The sequence below is a fragment of the Pseudomonas sp. SD17-1 genome (assembly GCF_029201585.1).
GTDB lineage: Bacteria > Pseudomonadota > Gammaproteobacteria > Pseudomonadales > Pseudomonadaceae > Aquipseudomonas > Aquipseudomonas palmensis.
The window spans coordinates 3,478,759-3,499,949 of the sequence record NZ_CP104044.1; the positions used below are offsets into that span (position 1 = coordinate 3,478,759).

A 21,191-nucleotide genomic window follows, 5' to 3' on the forward strand; every position below is an offset into this window, starting at 1 on the left:
CCTCAGTTGTGCGCCATGGCCTGGGCCATGCGCTCGGCGGTCGCCATCGCGGCGGACGTCATGATGTCGAGATTGCCGGCGTAGGCCGGCAGGTAGTGGGCGGCGCCTTCGACTTCGAGAAACACCGAGGTCTTGAGCCCGCTGAAGCGGCCCAGGCCCGGGATCAGCAGCGGCGCCTGGAGCTCGATCACCTCGAACTGCACCTGCTGCTTGAGCCGGTAGCCGGGCACGTAGGCCTGCACCGCCTGGGCCATCTCGTGGATGGAAGCTTGCACGCGGGCCTGCTCGCAGGCTTCGGAGAGCACGAACACGGTATCGCGCATGATCAGCGGCGGCTCGGCCGGGTTCATCACGATGATCGCCTTGCCCCTGGCTGCACCGCCGATGGCTTCGATGGCCTTGGAGGTGGTTTCGGTGAACTCGTCGATGTTGGCGCGGGTGCCGGGGCCGGCGGACTTGCTGGCAATCGAGGCGACGATTTCGGCGTAGTGCACCTTGGCCACCCGCGACACCGCAGCCACCATCGGGATGGTCGCCTGGCCGCCGCAGGTGACCATGTTGACGTTCAACTGCGCCAGGTTCTGCTCCAGGTTCACCACCGGCACGCAGTACGGGCCGATGGCTGCCGGGGTCAGGTCGATCAGGCGGATGCCGGGCTTGCGTGCGCGCAGGTAGGCGTCGTTGCGTACATGGGCGCCGGCCGAGGTGGCATCGAACACGAAGTCGATATCGGCGAACTCGGGCATGCGCGCCAGGCCCTCGACCCCTTCGTGGGTGGTGGCCACGCCCAGGCGGCGGGCGCGTTCCAGGCCGTCGGAGGCCGGGTCGATGCCGACCATCACGGCCATTTTCAGGTGCTTGCCGTGGCGCAGCAGCTTGATCATCAGGTCGGTGCCGATATTGCCGGAGCCGATGATGGCGACATTGAATTTTGCAGGGTTCATACGGCTTCTCCGTAGACTTCGGCGAGGAGGATGACGCTCGGGTCGAGGCTGTCGGCGTACAGGCGCTGCACGGCCTCGGCGCGCAGGCTCAAGGCGGTGCGCTGGTTGATGTAGCCCTTGTCGGTGATCTCGCCGTCGTTGAGGCTGGGCGGCGAATCGAGTATCACCAGGCGCACGGCATGCTGGGACGAGGCCGGGTATTCCCGGGCCAGTGCCTGCAGGCCCGCGCACAGCGCCAGGCGCACCTCGGGCTGCAGCGCCAGCTGTGCACCGCTCATGTGCTGGCCCTCGGCGCCGAGCAGGTCGCGCAGGGCCTGGGACGGGTAGACCAGCGCGCCGATCATGTCGCGGTCATGCCCGCCGATCACGCAGTCGCTGGCATACGGCGCCAGCGCGCTGACCAGGCGTGGGCGCAGCGTGCCCACCGACACCCAGGTGCCGCTGCTGAGCTTGAAGTCCTCGGTCACGCGGCCGTCGAACTGCACGCCCAGCTCGGGGCGCGCCGGGTCGACCAGGCGCCCGGCGTCGCCGATACGGTAGAAGCCCTCTTCATCGAACGCCGCCAGGGTGCTGGCCGGGTCGCCCAGGTAGCGCGGGAACACCGAGGGGCCGCGCACGCGCATCTCCAGCTTGTCGCCGGCCGGCACGAACTTGAGCTCGGTGCCTGGTACCGGCAGGCCGATGATGCCGGCCTTGTCGGCGGCAAAATGCACGCTGGTGACCACCGGCGAGGTTTCGGTGGAGCCCCATTCGGTGGCGAAGAACAGCGGCATGTCGCGCACCTTCCCGGCACACGCCACCAGCCGGCTCCAGCTGCTTTGCGGCAGGGCGGCAGCGGCATAGAACAGCATGCGCAGGCGCCCGAACAGGGCCTGGGCCAGCGCCGGGTCGCGCTCCAGGTGCGGCAGCAGCATCTCGTAGCCGCGCGGCACGTTGAAGAACAGTGTGGGCCTGACCGAGCGGATGTTCTCCAGCGTGCGGTCGATCTGCCCCGGCACCGGCAGGCCGTCGTCGATGTACAGGGTGCCGCCGTTGCGCAGCACCAGATTGAAGTTGTGGTTGGCGCCGAACACGTGGCTCCAGGGCAGCCAGTCGAGCACGATCAGTTCGCCCTGCTCCAGAAAGCGCCAGCACTGGGCAATCGCCTGCTGGTTGGCGCAGAGCATGCCGTGGGTGTTGACCACGGCCTTGGGCGCACCGGTGGAGCCGGAGGTCATCAGGTAGCGCGCCGGGGTGTCGCCATCCAGGCGCGCGAAGGCGGCCATCACCGCCGGGGTCTCGGCCTTGTACAGGTGCGGCAGGGCCAGCGCACCGGGGATTTCCTGGGCGTTGCGCGCCGCCACCACCGGGCAGTCCGGGTCGACCAGGGCGATGGCGCGGCCATAGGCATCGCCGTCGTTGACGAAGATCAGCCCCGGCTTGAGCACCTCGACAATCGCCTTGAGCTTGGCGCAGCCGCTGCCGGTATTGCGCGAGTAGGCCACCGAAATGGTCGACACCGGGATGCCCACGTGCATCGCCGCCAGGGTCAGCAGCGCCTGGTCCAGGTCGTTTTCCGAAAGCATCAGCAGCGGCCGGCCGGCTGCGATGTCCAGTTCCAGCAGGCCCTGGGCCAGGGCGCCGACGCGCTGGCGCACCTGCTCGTAGGTCAGGCTGAACCAGCCCGCGCCGCGCCGTTCGGCCAGGTAGGCACGCTGCGGCGCCTGCACGGCCCAGTGTTCCAGCCACTGGCCGATGCAGCGCGCATAGGGTTGCAGCGGCTCGGGCGAGCTGAGCACGAAGCTGCCGTCGGCACGCGGTTCGTACAGCACCTGGGCGGGGGCCAGCTGGGTGGGGTCGTTGAAGAAGTCGTACATTGCACGCCCTCGTGAGCGCGGCAGGCCGTCGGCCCGCTGCTCACTGGTTTTATTGTTGTAGGTACCGGCGGTCGGTCAGGCCGCCGGGTTCAAGCCGGCACGGCTCAGGTGAAGCGACAGCTCACTTCGCCCAGGCGGGTCAGGCGCAGGCGCAGGCTGTCGCCCGCCACCACCGGCACCATCGGCCCCAGCGCGCCGGACAGCAGCACGTCACCGGCCTGCAGCGGGCGCCCGGCCAGGGCCATGGTGCGCGCCAGCCACAGGCAGGCATCCAGCGGGTTGCCCATGCACGCGGCGCCCACGCCGATGGCGGCCTGGGCACCGTTCTTCTCCAGCAGCATGCCTTCCAGGGCCAGGTCCAGGCCGTGCAGGCTGACCGGGGTCTTGCCCAGCACGTAGAGGCCCGAGGAGGCGTTGTCGGCCACGGTGTCGACCAGGGTGATCTTCCAGTCCTCGATGGCCGAGTCGACGATCTCCAGCGCCGGCAGCACATGGTCGACCGCGCGCAGCAGCTCGCCCAGGGTGGTGTCGGGGTCGGGCAGGTCACGCCCCAGCACGAAGGCGATCTCGCCCTCGGCCTTGGGCTGGATCAGCCGCGTGCTGTCGATGGCCTGGCCATCGTGGCATTCCATGTCGGCGAACAGCATGCCGAAGTCGGGCTGGTCGACGCCCAGTTGCTGCTGCACCGCCAGCGAGGTGAGGCCGACCTTGCGCCCGCTCAGGCGCCGGCCGGCGGCCAGCGCGGCCTGGGTGGCGAGTTCCTGCACGGCGTAGGCGTCGTGCAGCGACTGGATGTCGAAACGCTCGGAAATGCGCCCGCACGGGGTGCGGGTCGAGCGGGCCTGGGCCAGCGCTGCGGCGGCGGCCTGAAGGTTGGGGTGGGTCATGGGATTGCTCCTGAACGGGTCCGGTTGGCTTACAACGCGCGCGCGCGACTCTGGCGATAGCCCTGGTGCAGTTCGTCGACCAGCTCGGCCACGCTGCAGGTGCGGGTGATCTGGCCCACGCCCTGCCCCGCCGACCACACGTGCTTCCACGCCTTGTTGGCGGTGGCGATGTCGCCGGAGAAGTCGATGCTGGGGCGGGTTTCGCTGCGCGGGTCGATGCCGGCCTTGTCCAGCGACGGCTGCATCCAGTTGGCCAGCACACCGCTGACCGCCTTGGTGGTGGTCACCTGGTCCAGCGAGCACTCCACCAGCATGTCGCGGTAGGCGTCCTCGACCAGGCTTTCGTGGGTGGCGATCAGGCGCGTGCCCACCAGCGAGAAGTCGCAGCCCAGCACCTGCGCGGCATGGATGTCGCGCCCGTTGGAGATCGCCCCGGCCAGGCCCAGCGGGCCGTCCCAGAACTCGCGCACTTCGGCGACGAAGGCGAACGGGTTGTAGTTGCCTGTATGCCCGCCGGCGCCGTTGCACACCAGCACCAGGCCATCGACGCCGGCGGCCACGGCCTTGCGTGCCAGGGCCGGGCTGATCACGTCGGCGATCACCACCCCGCCATAGGCGTGCACGGTGTCGAGCACGCGCTTGGGGCTGCCCAGGGCGGTGGAGACGATCGGCGGCTGGTAACGGCGCACCAGTTCAAGCTCGGCCTCGAAGCGGTCGTAGGTGCTGTGCACGATCATGTTGAGCATCCACGGCGCCCACTGTTCGCCACGCTGCTGCGCGGCGTCACGCTCGCCGACGATCTGTTCCAGCCATTGCTGCAGTTGCTCGACGGTGCGCGCATTGGGCGCTGGCAGGCTGCCGACGATGCCGGCCTGGCAGCTGGCGGCGAGCAGGCGCGGGCCCGACACCAGGAACATCGGCGCGGCCAGCACCGGCAGGTCGAGCCCGGCGAACAGGTTCAGGAGTTGCTGTTGCGGTGCACTCAGGCTTGTTGTTGTCATCACGCATCTCTCTTGTTCTGGTTATCAAGGCTCAGGCCTTGCGCGACCGCGTGGGGCCGGCGCTGCGAATCTCCCAGCCGCCATCGCTGTGGATGATGTTGGCGGTGGTCAACCCGGCATTCTCGCGCGAGGCCAGCAGCACGTAGTGCCCGGTGTGGTCCTCGGGCTCGGCAATCCGTTGCAGGGGCACAGCCTGCGCGGCACCGGCCTCGAACCCGGGGATCTGGTTGAGCGGTACGCTGCGGCTGTTCAGGCCATCCAGGCTTTTCATCGGCGTGTTGGTCGCCCCCGGCGCCACGCCGTTGACCCGGATGTCTGGCGCCAGCTCGTAGGCCAGCTGGCGGATCATGCCCACCAGCGCATGCTTGGCGGTGACGTACAGAATGCCACCACCGCCGGCATAAAAGGCACTGTTGGACAAGGTAAAGATCATGCTGCCACGGGTTTGGCGCAGCGCCTCGATCGACGCCTGCGCGCCGAGCAGGTAGCCCTGCACGTTGGTGGCGAAGAGTTTCTGGAACGCACCCTCGAAATCCGGCGGGGCGATGCGGTCCAGGCGGGTGAAATAGTCGAACACCGCGGCGTTGCCGACGAAGGTGTCGAGCCTGCCGAACGCCTCCAGGGTGGCGGCCACGGCGCGCTGGTTATCCTGATAGCGCGCCACGTCGCCCTGCACGGTGATCACCGCATCGCCCAGCTCGGCAGCCAGCGCCGCCAGTTGCGCCGCGTCGCGGCCCATTACCGCGACCCTGGCGCCTTCGGCCACGTAGCGGCGCACGATGGCGCTGCCGATGCCGCCGGTACCGCCGGTGACCAGTGCCACCTGCCCTTTCAACCAAGCCATGTGCAGGCCCTCATAGGAACGTGTTGATGTTCTTGCACAGCAACATCGCGTTGGGGATCAGAATCTTGCGCTTGAGCAGCTTGAGGCCCTCGGCCTCCAGGCGCAGCACGTCCTCGCGCCGCCCGGCCAGCTGGGCGTGTTCGTCCAGGCCGCGGCTGCGCACGTTGACGAAGCACGAGTACGCCAGGTACTCGCCCGGCTCGGCGCCGGCATACACCTCGATGTTGCTGACCAGGTGCACGTTGCGCGTGGGCGGGTTCTCGGCCCAGGCCGAGGGCTGCTTGAAGCGCGCCACGCGGCGCTTGAGCTCGCGCATGCCGTCATCGAAGAAGGCCATGTGCTCCAGGCGGTAGGGCCCGGACTTGTCTTCGCGGCGACGGTTCTCGATGCCGGGCATCCAGTAGTGGATGGCTTCGCTCAGGCTCAGCAGCCATTGGTCCCAGCACTCGTTGTCGAGCAGGCGCGCCTCGCGCAGCAGAAACTGTTCGACCCGGCGGGCCTCGTCGATGGACACCGGGGTGTCCTGCAGTTGGTGTGTCATCTCGCCCCCTCAGCGCAGCGTGCCATTGCGGTCTGGTACGTCGGCCCAGGTCGGTGCCTGCAGCAGGTCTTTCCAGCGCTGGTAGAACGCCCGCGCGTTGCATTCGTTGAGCTGGCCCTTGAACACGTTGCCCGGCAGTTCGCTGTCGTCCAGGCGGGTGTGCATGCCCAGGCCCACGTACAGGTCCTGATAGCGCGTGACCACGCCCCGGCTGGTCTTGGTGCAGTATTCCCAGTTCTCGCCGTCGTCCATCTCGAACACGCCGGTGGGCGAGAAGGTCATCATCGCGCCACGGCGCCATTTGTCCTTGATGTCCTGCGGGGCGTTCTTGTTGACGATGACCCAGGTGAACAGCTCGATCTTGTGCGGGCCACGCGGCTGCCAGATGCGCACGGTGTTCTGCCCCGGCAGGAACGAGAAGTTGGGGAACACGGTGAACGAGGAGATCGCGCCGATCAGCTTCGAGCGGAACTCGCCCAGGCGCTCGGCGACCTTGGGGCGCAGCACATGCAGGTACTTGTTGATGTCCTTTTCGCCCAGGGTGGCGGCGTTGCCGACCACGTCGGTGGCGAACTCGTAGCCGTGGCCGTTCCAGTTCACCGAGTAGGATTCGGGCAGTTCGCCGACATTGGCCACCGGGCCGCCGAGCATGGCCTTGGCCGCCGAGTCGTGGGTCCAGCCGCCGTGCAGGATGTCGCCGACGAAGTTCTCGGCGGCGATCTTCCAGTTGCACTCGATGGTGGAGCGGATGCAGCCGCCCAGGAACTCGCTGCCGCCCTCGTCCATGTCGAGCATCACGTCCATGTACCAGGTCATCGGCCCGAGGTACTCCTCCAGGGTCGGCGCATCGCTGGCAAAGGTGGCGAACACCAGGCCCTTGTAGCTGGCCACGCGGGCTTCGCGCAGGCCATGCCTGGACTTGTCGAACTGGCTTTCTTCGTAGCACTTGGATTCGTGCATGCCCATCAGGCGCCCGCCATCGGCGCCGAACGACCAGCCGTGGTAGTTGCAGATGAAGCCGCGGGCGTTGCCGGCCTCGGCAAAGCACACCTTGTTGCCGCGGTGCGGGCAGGCATTGAGGAACACCTTGATCGAGGCGTCCTTCTGGCGTACCACCAGCACTTCGTCTTCACCCATCGAGGTGGTCAGGTAGTCGCCGGACCTGGGCAGCTGGGATTCGTGGGCGACGAACAGCCAGCAGCGCGCGAAGATCTTCTCCAGCTCCTGCTCGTAGATCGCCTCGTCCCAGAACACCTTGCCCGACAGGCGCCCCTCCTGCATGTCGCAGAGGCGGTCGAGGTTGCCCAGGGCGGGCGTGCTTTCGAGGGTTCTGAGCGGTATGTGCTTGTTGTTATCCATGGTTCAGACTCACAGGTATGCGGTTGGACGGCGCCCGGTCAGACCGGGCTGTCGGCGTCGGCCAGCGCCTCGTCGGCTTCCAGGGCCGTGTCGGCATACACCTCGCGGTCGGTGACAATGACCTTGTAGGTGCGCAGGTGCCGTTCGCAGGGGAAGGTCACAGCCTTGCCGCTGGGGATATGGAACTGGCCCCAGTGCACCGGGCAGGTGATCAGGTCGTCTTCCATGTCGCCTTCGGCCAGCGAGGCGGTGGCGTGGGTGCACATGTCGGTGGTGGCGTAGAAGGTGCCGCCCAGGTTGTAGACGCACAGGGCATCGCCATCGCCGTTGGCGACCTTCTTCAGTTCGCCCGGCGCCAGCTCGTCACGCTGGCAAAGCAGTACGCGGCTCATGCCGGCTCCTCGTTGTTGAGTTGCACAAAGCCCAGGCCGGTGACCCAGGCGGGCACGGCTTCATAGGCGATCACTTCACCGCGCGGACGCTCCAGGGCGGCCATGGCGCAGGCGAAGTTGCGGATTTCCATCGCGCCGTTGCCGGCCCGACGCAGGATGTCTTCGTCGCGGTAGGCGCACAGTGCCTGCAGGTCGCCGTTGACCCCGTGGGCAAGGATTTCGCGGTCGAAGTCCTCGGCCACCTGGCCCATCTCGACGGTGCCTACCCAGTGGCTGATGCCGCCGCTGCCGATGATCACCACGCGCTCGTCGGCGTCGAACGCCTCGACTGCCGCGCGCAGTTGCCGGCCCAGGTCGGCCGAGCGCTCCAGCGAGATGTACGGGTCGACGCCGCACGCCAGGTACACCGGGATGCTCGGCAGCTCACGGCCCAGCAGGGCCTCGGCCGGCTTGACCACCAGCTGGTGCGGGATCGAGAACGAATGGTCGACGGTGAAGCTGCGCGCCACGGTCCAGTCCACGCCCTGCCCTTCACCGTGATGGACGATGTGCTCGGCCAGCGCCTGGTGGTTGCGCACCACGCCCCGGTCCAGGCCTGGCAGGCGGTCGATGGGGCCGTCCACGTCGCCGGTGCCGATCACGTAGCGCGGCAGGCAATGGGGGCCGAACAGGATGTAGTGATCGCAGCCGACGATGATCACCGCCGTGGGCTGCAAGGCAGCCAGGCGCTCGGCGCATTGGGCATAGGCGCCCCATACGGCATCGCGTTGTGCGGCCGGTGGCGCATCGGGCGCCACGAACATCACCGGGTCATGCGGCATCCAGAAGCCGCCCACTATCTTGCCCATCGGTTCACCCCTTGAGCGCGGCGGAAAACCCCGCGCCTTGTTCATCGGTACAGCCCAGGCGCTGCTTGTAGACGCGCATGCTGCGTTGCGGCGAAAGCTCCTGCCAGAAGCCCATGGTCAGCATCGGGTTGACCCCGGCCGCCTGCAGGCCGGCCACGTCGAAGTCGAGGATCATCTGCGCCTCGTCGGGGGCCAGGGCAAAGCGCTGCACGAAGCCTGCGGCGTCTTCACGAAAGCGCTGCTTGGCCGCGCGCTCCACGCACAGCTGCCACAGCACCCGCTCCATCACGTTTCTGCTCATGCCGGACTACTCGCCGAGAAAGTCGCGAACCAGCGCGGCAAAGCGCCGTGGCTGCTCGCTCTGGACCCAGTGACCGCAGCGCCCGAACAGGTGCAGGTCGGCGTCGGCAATGCTGTTGGCGATCAGCAGCCCGCACTCCGGCGGCACCACACGGTCTTCGCGACCGTGTACCACCAGCGTCGGCGCCACGATCTTGGCCAGCGCGGCGGCGGGGAAGCCCTTGACCATCGTCTGGCCTTCGGCGGCGGGTTGCGGGATCAGCTTGCGCAAGGCGGCCTGGGCACCGGGCCGGGCACTGGCCTCGTAGCGGGCCTGCACCATGGCGTCGGTGATCAGCGCCTTGTCGTAGGGGAACAGCTCCATCAGCTGGCGCATGTTGGCCAGCGACGGCTCGTATTCCCAGGCACCGCGCAGGCCGGGGGTCTGCACGAACTCGCCGGCCGGGGTGCCGAGCAGCACCAGCTTGTTGACGCGCTCGGGGGCGAACACCGCCAGGCCGATGGCCAGAGCGCCGCCGAACGAGTTGCCGATGAACGAGGCCTTCTGGATATCCAGGGCATCCATGATGCCGATCAGGTGGCTGACCCACAGCTTGATGTCGTACCGGGCGTCATCCTTGAACTCGGTGAAACCGAAGCCGGCGATGTCCGGCACGATCACCCGCCAGCGGTCGGCGAATACCGGCACGCTGGCGGCCCAGTTGGCCCAACCCGAAACACCCGGGCCCGAGCCGTGCAGCAGGAACAGCGGCTCGCCCTGGCCGGCCTCGTGGTAGTGGGTGTGGTGCCCTGCTGCGAGCAGAGTCTTTGCAGTTGCGCTCATGTCGGCCTCCGGTTTTTATTCTTAACATACAGTTATGTATCTGCATGCTATTTACCGTTTTGACCTGAGTCAATGAAAAAACATGACTATTTTCAAATAATGAGCAGCCGTACCTACACCTATGTACTGTCATATATGGCAGGATGCGGACACCCGGCACTGGCCTTGTGGCCAATGCCGGCAATAGCTTCGCCGTTGCGGCGGGCGTTAGAATGACGGTTTGCTGCCAAGGCCAAGCGTCGAACCCTGCGCTGCCCTGGCGCTTATCCAGCTTGTTGGACAAGGCCCTACACAATGTCATCACGCACCAACCTCACGCGGGAAGATTGGATTCATGCGGCACAGGAAGTGCTTGTCACCAGCGGCGTCGACGCCGTGCGCGTCGACACCCTGGCCAAGGAACTGAAGATCACCCGTGGCAGTTTCTACTACCACTTCAAAAGCCGCGGCGAACTGCTCGAAGGCATCCTGGGCAACTGGCGCGCACGCGCCACCGAGGATGTGATCCTCAACCTGCGCACGGCCCACAGCTCGCCGCTGCAGCAGTTGCAGCGCCTGCTGGAGCTGCCTTCCCACGGCCAGACCGCCAAGGACGCCGCCTCGATCGAACTGGGCATCCGCGGCTGGGCGCGGCGCGACAAGCAGGCACGCCAGGCCATCGACGAGGTGGACAGCCACCGCCTGAACTACATCGAGGGGCTGCTGATTCAGGCCGGCGTGCCCAGCGACGAAGCCCAGGACCGCGCCTACCTGATCTACGCCTACCAGATCAGCCTGTCGCTGCTGCACAGCGAAGACACCCCGCAACAACGCCTGGCGCGCAGCCAGCGCATGGCCGGCATCCTCCTCCCCGCGTGCAGCCACGCCCCGGCCTGAGCGCCTGTGCCGACCCGCTCGGCACATTGCAAATACACAAATGTATCTTTGTATATCCAATACCCGCCATCCAGCGGGTATTGGCACGCTCGTCTTGAAAAATATTTATTCAATAAATTCAAATAGATAATCGAATAAATCGGCGAATGCAGGCGCGCCGCTGCGGCGCCTGTTGACAAGCCGCCCACCTTCCCGCGTAGTCTATACATACACATGCACATGTGTATTTAAACGCCTTGCATGTTGCCCTGCCCCGGGCAGGGGCGCACCACAATAAGAATAGAAAACGAGTACTTCACTATGCACGCGCCTGCACGCTCTCGCCGGGTCCCGCCCTGCGCGCCCGACCCGTCACGCCCCCGGTACGGCACCGCCGCACCGACGCCGACCGCCCTCTGCGGCCGGCACCCCACCTCCCCCTTGCCCACTGCTCGCTGAGGCCTGCCCATGGATTTCTCGATACTGGCGTTTCTTGCCCAGGACGGCCTGACCACGGGCGCGATCTACGCACTGGTGGCGCTGGCCCTGGTGCTGGTGTTCTCGGTGACGCGCACTATCCTGGTGTGCCAGGGCGACTTCGTCACCTACAGCGCCCTGACCCTGGCCACCCTGCAGCTGGGCCTGATGCCCGGCACCGTGTGGCTGCTGCTGGGCTGCTCGCTGGCCGCCTGCGCACTGGACTGCACCGACGCCGCACGGCGCCGTCAATGGCGCCGGCTGCCGGGCCTGTTGGCGCGCTACCTGAGCCTGCCGCTGCTGTTGTGGGCGGTGCTGGGCAACCTCGACCTGGCGAGCCTGCCGGCGCTGCTGCAGATTCTGCTGACCCTGGCCCTGGTCACGCCGCTGGGGCCGTTGCTGTACCGCCTGGTGTACCAGCGGGTGGCCGAGACCTCGGTGCTATTGCTGTTGATCGTGTCGGTGGCGGTGCATATCGCGCTGGTGGGCGTGAGCCTGCTGATGTTCGGCGCCGAGGGCGTGCGCACCGAAGCCCTGGCCGAGTCGGTGTTCATGCTCGGCGAGCTGCCGGTGGGCCTGCAGAGCCTGCTGGTGATCGGCAGCGCGCTGCTGCTGATCGGCCTGCTGTATGCCTTCTTCGGCCACAGCCTGTACGGCAAGGCGCTGCGTGCCACTGCGCTCAACCGTACCGGCGCACAGCTGGTGGGCATCCCCACCCAGTTGGCCGGCAAGGCCGCATTCGGCCTGGCCGCGCTGATCGGCGCGATCTCCGGGGTACTGATCGGCCCGCTGACCACGCTGTATTACGACTCGGGCTTTCTGATCAGCCTCAAGGGCTTTGTGGCGGCGATCTTCGGCGGCCTGGCCAGTTACCCGATAGCCGCGGCCAGTGCGTTCTTCGTCGGCGTGCTGGAGAGCTTCGCCAACTTCGGCGCCTCGGCCTACAAGGAGGTCATCGTGTTCACCGTGGTGATCCCGGTGCTGCTGTGGCTGTCGCTGAAAAACCCGCACCTGGAGGAGCAACACTGATGGCCCTGCGACTGATCCCCCTGTTGGCCCTGCTGCTGGTGGCGGGCCTGGCGCCGCTGGTGCTGCCCGCGTTTCACGTGACCCTGCTCAACTACATCGGCCTGTACAGCCTGGTGGCCCTGGGCCTGGTGCTGCTGACCGGCATCGGCGGCATGACCTCGTTCGGCCAGGCCGCATTCGTGGGCATTGGCGCCTACGCCAGCGCGGTGCTCACCACCCAGTACGGCCTGTCGCCGTGGCTGGGCCTGCTGGCGGGGCTGGCGATCACCCTGGTGGTGGCCACCAGCCTGGGCCTGCTGACCCTGCGCCTGGCCGGGCACTACCTGCCCATCGGCACCCTGGCCTGGGGCCTGGCGCTGTTCTACCTGTTCGGCAACCTGCCGGGCCTGGGCGGCTTCGGCGGCCTGCAGAACCTGCCGAACATCGAGCTGCTGGGCTGGCAGATCAGCGGCTCGGCCGATTTCGCCGTGCTGATCGGGTTGTTGCTGGCGGCCAGCCTGTGGCTGCTCGACAACCTGCTGCACAGCCGCCAGGGCCGTGCCATCCGCACCCTCAAGGAATCGGCCGGGATGGCCGAGGCGATGGGCATCGATACCGCACGCAGCCGTCTGCAGGTGTTCATCATCGCCGCCCTGCTGGCGGCCCTGTCGGGCTGGCTGTACGCGCACCTGCAGCGGGTGGTCAACCCCACGCCGTTCTCGGTGGTGATGGGCATCGAGTACCTGTTCATGATCGTGCTGGGCGGCGTCGCCAGCCTGTGGGGCGCGCTGCTGGGCGCAGCGTTGCTGACCCTGATCAAGCAGGTGCTGCAGGACGTGCTGCCGCAGCTGTTCGGGCATGCCGACAACGTCGAGATGATCTTCTTCGGCGTGCTGGTGATCCTGGTGCTGCAGTACGCCCGCGGCGGCCTGCTGCCGGTGCTGCGCAGCGTGCTGCCGGCCAGCCGCCCGCGCACCCTGGCGCTGGATGACGCGCCGGCCCTGCCCCGGCGCAGCATGCCGGCGGCCGGCAAGCCGCTGATGGTGGCCCAGGGGCTGCTCAAGCAGTTCGGCGGGCTGGTGGCCAACAAGAACATGGGCCTGTCGGTGAATGCCGCCGAGGTCACCGCGCTGATCGGCCCCAACGGCGCCGGCAAGTCGACCCTGTTCAACCTGTTGTCGGGGGTGCTGACGCCCAATGCCGGGCAGATCACCTTCAACGGCCAGCGCATCGAAGGCCTGTCGCCGCGCGCCATTGCCCACCTGGGCGTGAGCCGCACCTTCCAGCACGTGCGCCTGCTGGGCGAGATGAGCGTGCTGGAGAACGTCGCCCTCGGTGCCCATGCCCGGGGCAAGGCCGGGCTGCTGCGCTCGATGCTGCACCTGGAACGCAAGGAAGAAGCCGCCCTGCTCGCCGAGGCCACGCGTCAGATCCAGCGGGTGGGCCTGGGCGAATACCTGCACACCCCGGCCGGCAGCCTGCCGCTGGGCCAGCAGCGCATCGTCGAGATCGCCCGGGCGCTGTGCAGCGACCCGTTGCTGTTGCTGCTCGACGAACCCGCCGCCGGCCTGCGCCATGGCGAGAAACAGGCGCTGGCGCAACTGCTCGAGCAGTTGCGTGGCGAGGGCCTGGGCGTGCTGCTGGTGGAGCACGACATGGAGTTCGTGATGGGCCTGGCCGACCACATCGTGGTGATGGAATTCGGCCAGCCCCTGGCCAGCGGCACCCCGCTGCAGATCCAGCAGAACCCTGCGGTGCTGGCCGCCTACCTCGGAGGTGTCGAATGAGTCGCCTGCTGGATGTGCGCAACCTGTCGATCAACCACGGCAAGGTCGAGGCGGTACGCAACCTCGACCTGCACCTGGAGGAAGGCCAGATCGTCAGCCTGATCGGCCCCAATGGCGCCGGCAAGACCACCCTGATGGCGGCGCTGATCGGCCTGCTGCCCTGCCAGGGCCAGGTGACCTACGCCGGCCAGGCGTTGCTGGGCCACCACGACGTGGCCCAGCGCATCGACCAGGGCATGGTGCTGGTGCCCGAGAGCCGCGAGCTGTTCGGCCTGATGAGCGTGGAGGACAACCTGCGCCTGGGCGCCTTCAGCCGCCACCGGCGCGGTTTTCGCGACCATCAGCAGACCCTCGACGAGGTGTTCGGGCTGTTCCCGCGCCTGCTCGAACGGCGCCAGCAGGCCGCCTGCACGCTGTCGGGCGGCGAGCGCCAGATGCTCGCCATCGGCCGCGCGCTGATGGCCAAACCGCGCCTGCTGATGCTCGACGAACCGAGCCTGGGCCTGGCGCCGCGGGTGATCGGCGAGATCTTCACCATCTTCGACACCCTGCGCCAGAGCGGCGTGTCGATCCTGCTGGTGGAGCAGAACGCCCGCGCTGCGCTGAAGATTTCCGACTACGGCTACGTGCTGGAGGTCGGCGAGATCGTGCTTGAAGGCGACGCCCAGGCGTTGGCCAGCAACCCCCGGGTGGTCGAAAGCTACCTGGGCCGCGCACCCGCGCCCACCGCCACCACGGAGGTGATCAGCGCTACCGGCACGTAGCGCCCCGCAGCACTTGCCACACCCATAAAAACAATATCAGGAGCTTGCATGAAACCGATTCTTCCCTTGCTGTTGCTGGCCACGCTGTCGACCGCTGCACAGGCCGACATGACCGTCGGCGTGATTCTCTCCACCACCGGCCCGGGGGCCTCGCTGGGCATCCCCGAGCGCAATACCGTGGCGCTGCTGCCCAGGGAGATTGCCGGGCAGGCCGTCAAATACGTGGTACTGGACGATGCCAGCGACAGTACCGCCGCGGCCAAGAACGCGCGCAAGCTGGTCAGCGAGCACAAGGTCGACCTGCTGATCGGCTCGACCACCGTGCCCACCTCGGCAGCAGTCGCGCAGATCGCCAAGGAGAGCCAGACCGCGCAGATCGCCCTGGCGCCGTTCAGCCCCGCCAGCGGCGAGCAGAGCTGGATCTTCACCATCGCCCAGACCAACACCCTGATGGCCCAGGCGCTGATCGAGCACATGCAGCAGAACGGTGTGAAGACCCTCGCCTACATCGGCTACAACGATGTGTGGGGCGAAGACTGGCACAAGGTGCTCAGCGAAATGGCGCCGGCGGCAGGCATCACGCTGGTGCGCGACGAGCGCTTCAACCGCACCGACTCGTCGGTCAGCGGCCAGGCGCTGAAGGTGATGAGCAGCAAGCCCGACGCGGTGCTGATCGGCGCCACCGGCACCCCGGCGGCACTGCCGCATACCGAGCTGCGCCGGCTGGGCTACAAGGGCACCGTGTACCACACCCACGGCGCGGCCAACAGCGCGTTCCTGCGCATCGGCGACAAGGCGCTCAACGGTGCGATACTGCCGGTGGGCCCGGTGGTGGTGTGGGACAAGCTGCCCGCCAGCCACCCCTCCAAGGCCATCGCCAGCCAGTACGCGCAGGACTACCAGGCCAAGTACGGCGACAACAGCCTGTCGCCGTTCGGCGCCTACCTGTACGACGCCATGCTGCTGGTGCAGGCGGCCACCCCGGCGGCGCTCAAGGGTGCCGAGCCCGGCACCGCGCAATTTCGCCAGCAACTGCGCGACCAGCTGGAGCAGACCCGCGACGTGGTCGGCACCCATGGCGTGTACAACCTCAGCGCCACCGACCATTTCGGCCATGACCAGCGCGCGCGTGCACTGGTGAGCGTGCAGGACCAGCAATGGGTCCTGCTGCATGCCCCTGAATAAACCCCCACAACAATAATAAAAAAGGCAGATCCATGAGCACTCTGAAACGGGTCAACACCACCCTCGCCCTCGGCACCCTGTGCGGGCTCAGCCCGGCACTGCTGGCCCAGGGTTTCATCGAAGACAGCAAGGCCACCCTGACCGCGCGCAACTACTACTTCGACCGTGACTACAAGGGCGAATCGGCGCAGTCGGCGACGCGCGAATGGGCCCAGGGCTTCATCCTGCGCTTCACTTCCGGCTACACCCCGGGCACCGTCGGCTTCGGCCTGGATGCCCAGGCCATGCTGGGCCTGAAACTGGACTCCAGCCCCGCGCGCACCGGCACCGGGCTGCTGCCGTTCGACCCCAGGGACCGCGATCCGCGCGACGATTATTCGGAGCTGGGCCTGACCGGCAAGGTCAAGGTTTCCAGGACCGAACTGCAGGCCGGCACCCTGGCACCGTTTTCGCCGATCCTGTTCGCCAGCCCCACGCGCCTGCTGCCGCAGACCTTTCGCGGGGTGCAGTTCAAGTCCCAGGACATCGACAACCTGACCCTCAGCGGCGGGCGCCTGGACCGCATGAACCAGCGCGATTCCACCAACTACCAGAAGATCACCGTCGCCGCGCCCAACCGGCGCTTCAATGGTGCAGCCGAGTCGGACAGCTTTACCTATGGCGGCGGCGACTATCAGTGGTCCGAGCAGCTGGTGCTCAAGTACTACCATGCGCAGCTGGAGGACATCTATCGCCAGGACTACGTCGGCTTCGTCGACAACCGTGCGGTGGCGAACGGGCGCCTGAAGACCGATGTGCGTTACCACATCAGCGGCGAGGACGGCCCGGCCAGGGCCGGCAAGGTCGACAACCGTACCTTCGGCGTGATGAGCACCTACAGCCTGGGCGCACACAGCCTGGGGCTGGGCTACATGCAATTGAGCGGCGATACGGCGATGCCGTACATCGCCGGGTCCGAGCCGATGGTGGTGAGCGAGGGCGCATTGAGCAGCGAGTTCCTCAACCCCAAGGAGCGTACCTGGCAGGTGCGCTATGACTACGACTTCGTCGCCCTGGGCGTACCGGGGCTCAAGGGCATGCTGCGTTACCTGGACGGCAGCCGCATCGAATTGCCGAATGCGCTGGGCGGCAGCGGGCGCAGCGAGAGCGAGAAGGACATCGAGTTGTCGTACGTGGTGCAGAGCGGCACGTTCAAGAACGTTGCATTGCGGTTGCGCCATGCGTGGTACCGCAATGACTTTGCCTCGACTGCGGCGTTCAGGGATGACAACGAGCTGCGGGTGAACGTGGATTACACCGTGGCGCTTTGGTAACGCGCTGGCATCGTGTGTAGATGAACAAACGCCCCGGCTTGCCGGGGCGTTTTGCGTTGGCAGCGTCGAATCACCGCGGTACCTGTAGGAGCCGGCCTTGCCGGCGAACGGGCGCGCTGCGCTCGCGGGGCAGTCAGGCCGCCTGTGCCGGTCCTGCTGGTGCTTCGCACCAGTTCGCGGGGCAAGGCCCGCTCCTACACGTCCGTTGCCGCGCCCTACCCCGTAACCACCTGCCCCACCTGCTCCTCCAGCTGCTGCGCCAACGCCCTCAGCTCATCACACGACTGGCGCGTCTGCTCGATGGTGCGCGCGCTCACCGTCGAGGCGTCGTGGATGCGCGTGACGCTGCGGTTGATGCCGTCTGCCGTGGCCGCCTGCTGCTCCGCCGCACTGGCAATCTGCAAGGTCATCTGGCTCACCGTGGACGCCGACGCATCGATCAACGCCAGCGCCTGCCCGGCCCGCGCCGAGGCCGCCACCGGCTGCTGCGCCGACTCGACGTTGGCGCCGATCTGCGCCGCCGCCTGGCTGGCACCGGCCTGCACGCGGTTGATGATCTGCTGGATCTCCAGCGTCGACTGCTGCGTACGCCGCGCCAACGTGCGCACCTCGTCCGCCACCACCGCAAAGCCACGCCCGTGCTCACCTGCACGCGCCGCCTCGATGGCAGCATTCAACGCCAGCAGGTTGGTCTGCTCGGCAATCGCGGTGATCACGTCCAGTACGCGCCCGACACTGCCCGAGTCGGTGGCCAGTTGGTCCACCACGCTGCGGCTGTGCTCCAGCGCCTCGGCCAGCGCACCAATCGCCTCACCGGCATCGCGCACCGTGGCGCTGCCGGCCGTGGCCTGTTGCTCGGCATCGCGGGTGGCGCTGGCGGCGACGCTGGCGTTGTGCGCCACGTCCTGCACGGTGCTGACCATCTCGCTCATGGCCGTGACCACGCTGTCGGTCTCCAGTTGCTGGGCCTGCATGCTGCGCTGCGCCGCCTCGGTGATCTGCCCCAGGCTGTCGCTGGTGCTGGAGATGCGCTGGCTGGCCTTGGCCATGCTGCGGGTGACGCGGTGCGCAGCCTCCACCAGGCGGTTGAAGCTGTGCGCCACCTGGGTCAGCTCGTCGAAGCCGTCGGTGGGCAGGCGCAAGGTCAGGTCGGTGTGGCCATCGGTGGCGCGGGCCAGCGCCTGCACGGTGTGGTTGAGCGGCCGAGTGATGCTGCGAATCAGCAGCCAGGCGCACAGCGCCATGCCGAGCAATGCCACCAGCACCAGCAACGCCGGCATGCGCAGCACCGTGTTCACTTCGTGGCGCACGTCCTGCGGGTGGATGCCGCTGGCCAGCACCCAGCCCCAGGGCTTGAACAGCACCACCTCGGACACCTTGAATTCCGGCGCCTGCCCGGCTGCCCGCGGGAACCAGTACTCGACCGTGCCGCGCCCCTGGGCCACGGCCCGGTCGATCATTTCACGGGCGAACGGCTTGCCGTTGACGTCCTTGAAATCGGCCTGCGACTTGCCCACCAGGGCGGGTGCCTTGGGGTGCATGAGCATGCGGTGCTGCAGGTCGAGAATCAGCAGGTAGTTGTCGCCCAGGTAGCGAATGCGGCTGACCATTTCTGCCGCCTGGCGCTGCGCCTCGGCGCGGCTCAGGTGGCCTTCCTCGGCCTGCTTCTCATAATGCGCCAGCAGGGTGGATGCGGTGTCCAGCGCAGTGCCGACACCGGCCATCTTCTCCTGCAGCAGGCTGCGTTGCAGGGTCAGCCCCAGCCAGCCACTGAGCAACACGACAAACAGGGTGATACCGATCACCAGCACGGTGATGCGGGTGCTGATACGCAGATGTCTCAACCCGATCATAGGGGGCAATACCTCATTTTATTGTTATGCACGACGGCGCAAGGCGCACCGCGCACAAACATACACTATTGTATTTTAAAATGAAGATTGCCCCGCTTCTAATATGTCATTTACCTCTTACAAAAAGATTCAGACATGTATTCGATCAGTAGGCGAATGCGGCCCGGTGCTTGCGCACGAAGTCCACCCAGCGCACCGGCTCGCGGCCGGTGATGGCCTGGAAATTGTCGAACACCTGGTCGACCCCGGGGATGGTGCCGGCGGCCATGCGCGTGAAGTTGTCGTGCACGCAGCTCATGTAGGCCATCTCGGCGCCGGCGGCGCGCATGTTTTCGAGAAACACGTCGGGTGATTGCGCGTCATAGCGAAACGGCTGGCCGAGTACCTCGCTCATCACCTGTGCCACCTCGTCGTAGGACTTCACGTCGTAGCCCAGGCGGTAGGTCTGCCCGGCATGGCGCTGCGGGTGCAGCAGGGCCTGCGCCGCCACCCGCGCCACGTCTTCGCCGTCGACCCAGCTGAACCGCGTGTGGCCGGTGTACTGTTCGATCACGCCGTTGCGCACGGCCTGGGTGCCGTCGTAGCTGAGCAGGTTCTGCATGAAGCACTCCGGGCGCAGGTGGGTGAAGCTGAAGCCGCACCATTGCACATAGCGCTCCACGAACTGGTGCCAGGCCCAGTGGCCGATGGTGGCGTCGTCGTCGCCACAGGCCCCCAGGTGCACCACGTGCTGCACCCCGGCGTGGCGTGCGCGGTCGAGAAAGGCCTTGCTCTGGCGCAGCATGTCGACGCTGTAGCCGGTCACCAGCAGCACCCGGTCGACGCCCTGCAGGGCCGGCGCCAGGGTGTGCTCGTGGTCGAAGTCCATGATCACCGTGCGGATGCCACGGGCCTGGAAGGGCTGCGCCTTGGCCGGCGAACGCACGGCGGCCACCAGTTCGATGGTGTCGTCGCCTTGCAGAAAGCGCAGGGTGTCGCCGCCGATCTGGCCGGTGGCGCCGGTGATGAGGACGGTGGGCTTGGTGTCGTGCATGGTCGCAACCTGTTGTGCAGTAGAGGTCGAATCAGGCTACTCGGGAACAAACGGCGTATTGGCGATATGTTTTACCGGGTAAAGTGACTGCAATTCATCAATGGGGTGGGCACATGTATTCTTCGGAACGCCTCAAGGGCATCGACGTGTTCGTCTGCGTGGCCGACCTGGGCAGCTTCAAGGCCGCGGCCGAGCGCCTTAACCTGACCGGCTCGGCGGTCAGCAAGAGCGTCGCGCGGCTCGAGGCGCGGCTGCACACGCGCCTGTTGGCACGCACAACACGGCGCGTGGCGCTGACCGAAGCCGGAGCGGCGTTCTATCGCACCTGCACCGGCGTGCTGGCCGAGCTGGAAGAGGCAGAGCTGGCGCTGAGCACCCAAGACGCCGAGCCACGCGGCCGGGTACGCATCGACCTGCCGGCGGCCTTCGGGCGCCTGCACGGGCTGCCGGCGATTCTGGCCTGCGTGCGCGAGCATGCGCTGCTGATGCCGCACGTGACCTTCTCCGACCGCTTCGTGGACCCGGTCGAGGCCGGCATCGACCTGTTCGTGCGCATCGGCGGGCCGCAAAGCTGGCCGGCGGCGGTGGGGCACCATTACCTGGGCTCGCAGCGCGTGGTGTTCTGCGCCGCCCCCGCGTACCTGGAGCGCCATGGCGAGCCCGGCAACGAGCTCGAACTGGAACGCCACAGCTGCATCGTGTACGGGCTCAATGACGGCATGGTCGGCCCGTGGCACTTCCCTACCGCCCGCCCCGGGCATACCGAGCGTCGGATCATGCCGGCACGCATGGCGGTGGGCGATGCCGAGGGCCAGGTGGCCGCAGTGCTGGCCGGGCATGGCATCGCACAGCTGCCGACCTGGCTGATTCGTCGTCAGCTGGAAGACGGCAGCCTGGTGCAGGTGCTGGCGCCGCTGGCCACCGACGGCCTGCCGATTCACCTGGCGTGGCTCAAGAGCCGGCAGGCGCAGCCCAAGGTCGCGACGCTGCTGACGCACCTGCGCCAGTGCCTGTCGGGGGACGGTTTCGAGCCGCCGTCGCCGTCATCGTGTGGCAACGCGTCGCGCTCCCGGGCGAACGTTTCCAGATAATTCGTATACCATATCCCTAAATCCCCTCGA

Annotated in this window: 20 protein-coding genes; 7 read left to right on the plus strand and 13 right to left on the minus strand. The window is 67.2% G+C overall.

Features of this window, described 5'->3' with window-relative positions:
- Nucleotides 1-2 precede the first annotated feature (2 nt).
- The 11 genes from N0B28_RS15755 to N0B28_RS15805 all read right to left on the minus strand — a co-directional run bounded on the left by N0B28_RS15755 (nt 3) and on the right by N0B28_RS15805 (nt 9,795).
- Nucleotides 3-944: an acetaldehyde dehydrogenase (acetylating) gene (locus N0B28_RS15755; protein ID WP_275727393.1), complete on the minus strand. Its 942-nt coding sequence runs from the start codon at nt 942-944 to the stop codon at nt 3-5.
- On the minus strand, nt 941-2,800 hold the full coding sequence (locus N0B28_RS15760) for a feruloyl-CoA synthase (protein WP_229589308.1): 1,860 nt from the start codon (nt 2,798-2,800) through the stop codon (nt 941-943). Before N0B28_RS15760 ends, N0B28_RS15755 begins: the two co-directional genes overlap by 4 nt.
- Before the next feature lie 104 nt (nt 2,801-2,904).
- Complete coding sequence (locus N0B28_RS15765) at nt 2,905-3,687, minus strand: fumarylacetoacetate hydrolase family protein (RefSeq protein WP_058541174.1); 783 nt, start codon at nt 3,685-3,687, stop codon at nt 2,905-2,907.
- Between the two features lie 29 nt (nt 3,688-3,716).
- Complete coding sequence (locus N0B28_RS15770) at nt 3,717-4,688, minus strand: nitronate monooxygenase (RefSeq protein WP_043861080.1); 972 nt, start codon at nt 4,686-4,688, stop codon at nt 3,717-3,719.
- Nucleotides 4,689-4,719: 31 nt separating this feature from the next.
- Nucleotides 4,720-5,532 carry a 3-(cis-5,6-dihydroxycyclohexa-1,3-dien-1-yl)propanoate dehydrogenase gene (gene hcaB, locus N0B28_RS15775; RefSeq protein ID WP_043861079.1) on the minus strand — a complete coding sequence of 271 codons (813 nt, stop codon included), beginning with the start codon at nt 5,530-5,532 and terminating at the stop codon, nt 4,720-4,722.
- 10 nt (nt 5,533-5,542) lie between these two features.
- Nucleotides 5,543-6,073 (minus strand): 3-phenylpropionate/cinnamic acid dioxygenase subunit beta, encoded by a 531-nt coding sequence (locus tag N0B28_RS15780; protein ID WP_043861078.1) that lies wholly within the window; start codon nt 6,071-6,073, stop codon nt 5,543-5,545.
- A 9-nt stretch (nt 6,074-6,082) separates the two neighbouring features.
- On the minus strand, nt 6,083-7,432 hold the full coding sequence (locus N0B28_RS15785; protein ID WP_043861077.1) for an SRPBCC family protein: 1,350 nt from the start codon (nt 7,430-7,432) through the stop codon (nt 6,083-6,085).
- Nucleotides 7,433-7,470: 38 nt separating this feature from the next.
- Entirely contained in the window at nt 7,471-7,824 is a 354-nt protein-coding gene (locus N0B28_RS15790) for a non-heme iron oxygenase ferredoxin subunit (RefSeq protein WP_043861076.1), read from the minus strand.
- Nucleotides 7,821-8,672, minus strand: coding sequence for a protocatechuate 3,4-dioxygenase (locus N0B28_RS15795; protein ID WP_058541176.1), 852 nt, complete (start codon nt 8,670-8,672; stop codon nt 7,821-7,823). Before N0B28_RS15795 ends, N0B28_RS15790 begins: the two co-directional genes overlap by 4 nt.
- 4 nt (nt 8,673-8,676) lie before the next feature.
- Nucleotides 8,677-8,973: an extradiol ring-cleavage dioxygenase gene (locus tag N0B28_RS15800; RefSeq protein WP_043861074.1), complete on the minus strand. Its 297-nt coding sequence runs from the start codon at nt 8,971-8,973 to the stop codon at nt 8,677-8,679.
- Between the two features lie 6 nt (nt 8,974-8,979).
- Nucleotides 8,980-9,795: an alpha/beta hydrolase gene (locus N0B28_RS15805; protein WP_054916107.1), complete on the minus strand. Its 816-nt coding sequence runs from the start codon at nt 9,793-9,795 to the stop codon at nt 8,980-8,982.
- A 294-nt stretch (nt 9,796-10,089) separates the two neighbouring features.
- On the opposite strand from N0B28_RS15805, the gene N0B28_RS15810 reads away from it, so the two are divergent.
- The 6 genes from N0B28_RS15810 to N0B28_RS15835 all read left to right on the plus strand — a co-directional run bounded on the left by N0B28_RS15810 (nt 10,090) and on the right by N0B28_RS15835 (nt 17,184).
- Nucleotides 10,090-10,671 (plus strand): TetR/AcrR family transcriptional regulator, encoded by a 582-nt coding sequence (locus N0B28_RS15810; protein ID WP_043861072.1) that lies wholly within the window; start codon nt 10,090-10,092, stop codon nt 10,669-10,671.
- A 447-nt stretch (nt 10,672-11,118) separates the two neighbouring features.
- Nucleotides 11,119-12,156 carry a branched-chain amino acid ABC transporter permease gene (locus tag N0B28_RS15815; RefSeq protein WP_043861071.1) on the plus strand — a complete coding sequence of 346 codons (1,038 nt, stop codon included), beginning with the start codon at nt 11,119-11,121 and terminating at the stop codon, nt 12,154-12,156.
- The gene (locus N0B28_RS15820; protein WP_052504234.1) at nt 12,156-13,922 is read left to right on the plus strand and encodes a branched-chain amino acid ABC transporter ATP-binding protein/permease; all 1,767 of its coding nucleotides are present in this window, start codon (nt 12,156-12,158) and stop codon (nt 13,920-13,922) included. Before N0B28_RS15815 ends, N0B28_RS15820 begins: the two co-directional genes overlap by 1 nt.
- 5 nt (nt 13,923-13,927) lie before the next feature.
- Nucleotides 13,928-14,686, plus strand: a complete 759-nt coding sequence (locus N0B28_RS15825; protein ID WP_229589366.1) for an ABC transporter ATP-binding protein — start codon at nt 13,928-13,930, stop codon at nt 14,684-14,686.
- Nucleotides 14,687-14,734: 48 nt separating this feature from the next.
- Nucleotides 14,735-15,871: an ABC transporter substrate-binding protein gene (locus tag N0B28_RS15830; RefSeq protein ID WP_043861069.1), complete on the plus strand. Its 1,137-nt coding sequence runs from the start codon at nt 14,735-14,737 to the stop codon at nt 15,869-15,871.
- Between the two features lie 32 nt (nt 15,872-15,903).
- A complete protein-coding gene (locus N0B28_RS15835) occupies nt 15,904-17,184 on the plus strand; it encodes an OprD family porin (RefSeq protein WP_054916110.1) in 1,281 nt (426 codons plus the stop codon).
- Between the two features lie 215 nt (nt 17,185-17,399).
- On the opposite strand, the gene N0B28_RS15840 is transcribed toward N0B28_RS15835, so the two are convergent.
- The gene (locus N0B28_RS15840) at nt 17,400-19,037 is read right to left on the minus strand and encodes a methyl-accepting chemotaxis protein (protein WP_043861067.1); all 1,638 of its coding nucleotides are present in this window, start codon (nt 19,035-19,037) and stop codon (nt 17,400-17,402) included.
- Between the two features lie 145 nt (nt 19,038-19,182).
- The gene (locus N0B28_RS15845; RefSeq protein WP_210014002.1) at nt 19,183-20,070 is read right to left on the minus strand and encodes an SDR family oxidoreductase; all 888 of its coding nucleotides are present in this window, start codon (nt 20,068-20,070) and stop codon (nt 19,183-19,185) included.
- Between the two features lie 113 nt (nt 20,071-20,183).
- Between N0B28_RS15845 and N0B28_RS15850 the strand changes: the two genes are divergently transcribed.
- Nucleotides 20,184-21,161, plus strand: coding sequence for a LysR family transcriptional regulator (locus N0B28_RS15850; RefSeq protein ID WP_088515457.1), 978 nt, complete (start codon nt 20,184-20,186; stop codon nt 21,159-21,161).
- Nucleotides 21,162-21,191: the final 30 nt, after the last annotated feature.

Bases quoted from the DNA above. Each gene is read 5' to 3' on its own strand.
- N0B28_RS15835 (WP_054916110.1), top strand. From the start codon at position 15,904: ATGAGCACTCTGAAACGGGTCAACACCACCCTCGCCCTCGGCACCCTG.
- N0B28_RS15785 (WP_043861077.1), bottom strand. From the start codon at position 7,432: ATGGATAACAACAAGCACATACCGCTCAGAACCCTCGAAAGCACGCCC.
- N0B28_RS15755 (WP_275727393.1), bottom strand. From the start codon at position 944: ATGAACCCTGCAAAATTCAATGTCGCCATCATCGGCTCCGGCAATATC.
- N0B28_RS15760 (WP_229589308.1), bottom strand. From the start codon at position 2,800: ATGTACGACTTCTTCAACGACCCCACCCAGCTGGCCCCCGCCCAGGTG.
- N0B28_RS15765 (WP_058541174.1), bottom strand. From the start codon at position 3,687: ATGACCCACCCCAACCTTCAGGCCGCCGCCGCAGCGCTGGCCCAGGCC.
- N0B28_RS15810 (WP_043861072.1), top strand. From the start codon at position 10,090: ATGTCATCACGCACCAACCTCACGCGGGAAGATTGGATTCATGCGGCA.
- N0B28_RS15850 (WP_088515457.1), top strand. From the start codon at position 20,184: ATGTATTCTTCGGAACGCCTCAAGGGCATCGACGTGTTCGTCTGCGTG.
- N0B28_RS15845 (WP_210014002.1), bottom strand. From the start codon at position 20,070: ATGCACGACACCAAGCCCACCGTCCTCATCACCGGCGCCACCGGCCAG.
- N0B28_RS15800 (WP_043861074.1), bottom strand. From the start codon at position 8,973: ATGAGCAGAAACGTGATGGAGCGGGTGCTGTGGCAGCTGTGCGTGGAG.
- N0B28_RS15770 (WP_043861080.1), bottom strand. From the start codon at position 4,688: ATGACAACAACAAGCCTGAGTGCACCGCAACAGCAACTCCTGAACCTG.
- N0B28_RS15840 (WP_043861067.1), bottom strand. From the start codon at position 19,037: ATGATCGGGTTGAGACATCTGCGTATCAGCACCCGCATCACCGTGCTG.
- N0B28_RS15795 (WP_058541176.1), bottom strand. From the start codon at position 8,672: ATGGGCAAGATAGTGGGCGGCTTCTGGATGCCGCATGACCCGGTGATG.
- N0B28_RS15830 (WP_043861069.1), top strand. From the start codon at position 14,735: ATGAAACCGATTCTTCCCTTGCTGTTGCTGGCCACGCTGTCGACCGCT.
- N0B28_RS15805 (WP_054916107.1), bottom strand. From the start codon at position 9,795: ATGAGCGCAACTGCAAAGACTCTGCTCGCAGCAGGGCACCACACCCAC.
- hcaB (WP_043861079.1), bottom strand. From the start codon at position 5,532: ATGGCTTGGTTGAAAGGGCAGGTGGCACTGGTCACCGGCGGTACCGGC.
- N0B28_RS15790 (WP_043861076.1), bottom strand. From the start codon at position 7,824: ATGAGCCGCGTACTGCTTTGCCAGCGTGACGAGCTGGCGCCGGGCGAA.
- N0B28_RS15815 (WP_043861071.1), top strand. From the start codon at position 11,119: ATGGATTTCTCGATACTGGCGTTTCTTGCCCAGGACGGCCTGACCACG.
- N0B28_RS15820 (WP_052504234.1), top strand. From the start codon at position 12,156: ATGGCCCTGCGACTGATCCCCCTGTTGGCCCTGCTGCTGGTGGCGGGC.
- N0B28_RS15780 (WP_043861078.1), bottom strand. From the start codon at position 6,073: ATGACACACCAACTGCAGGACACCCCGGTGTCCATCGACGAGGCCCGC.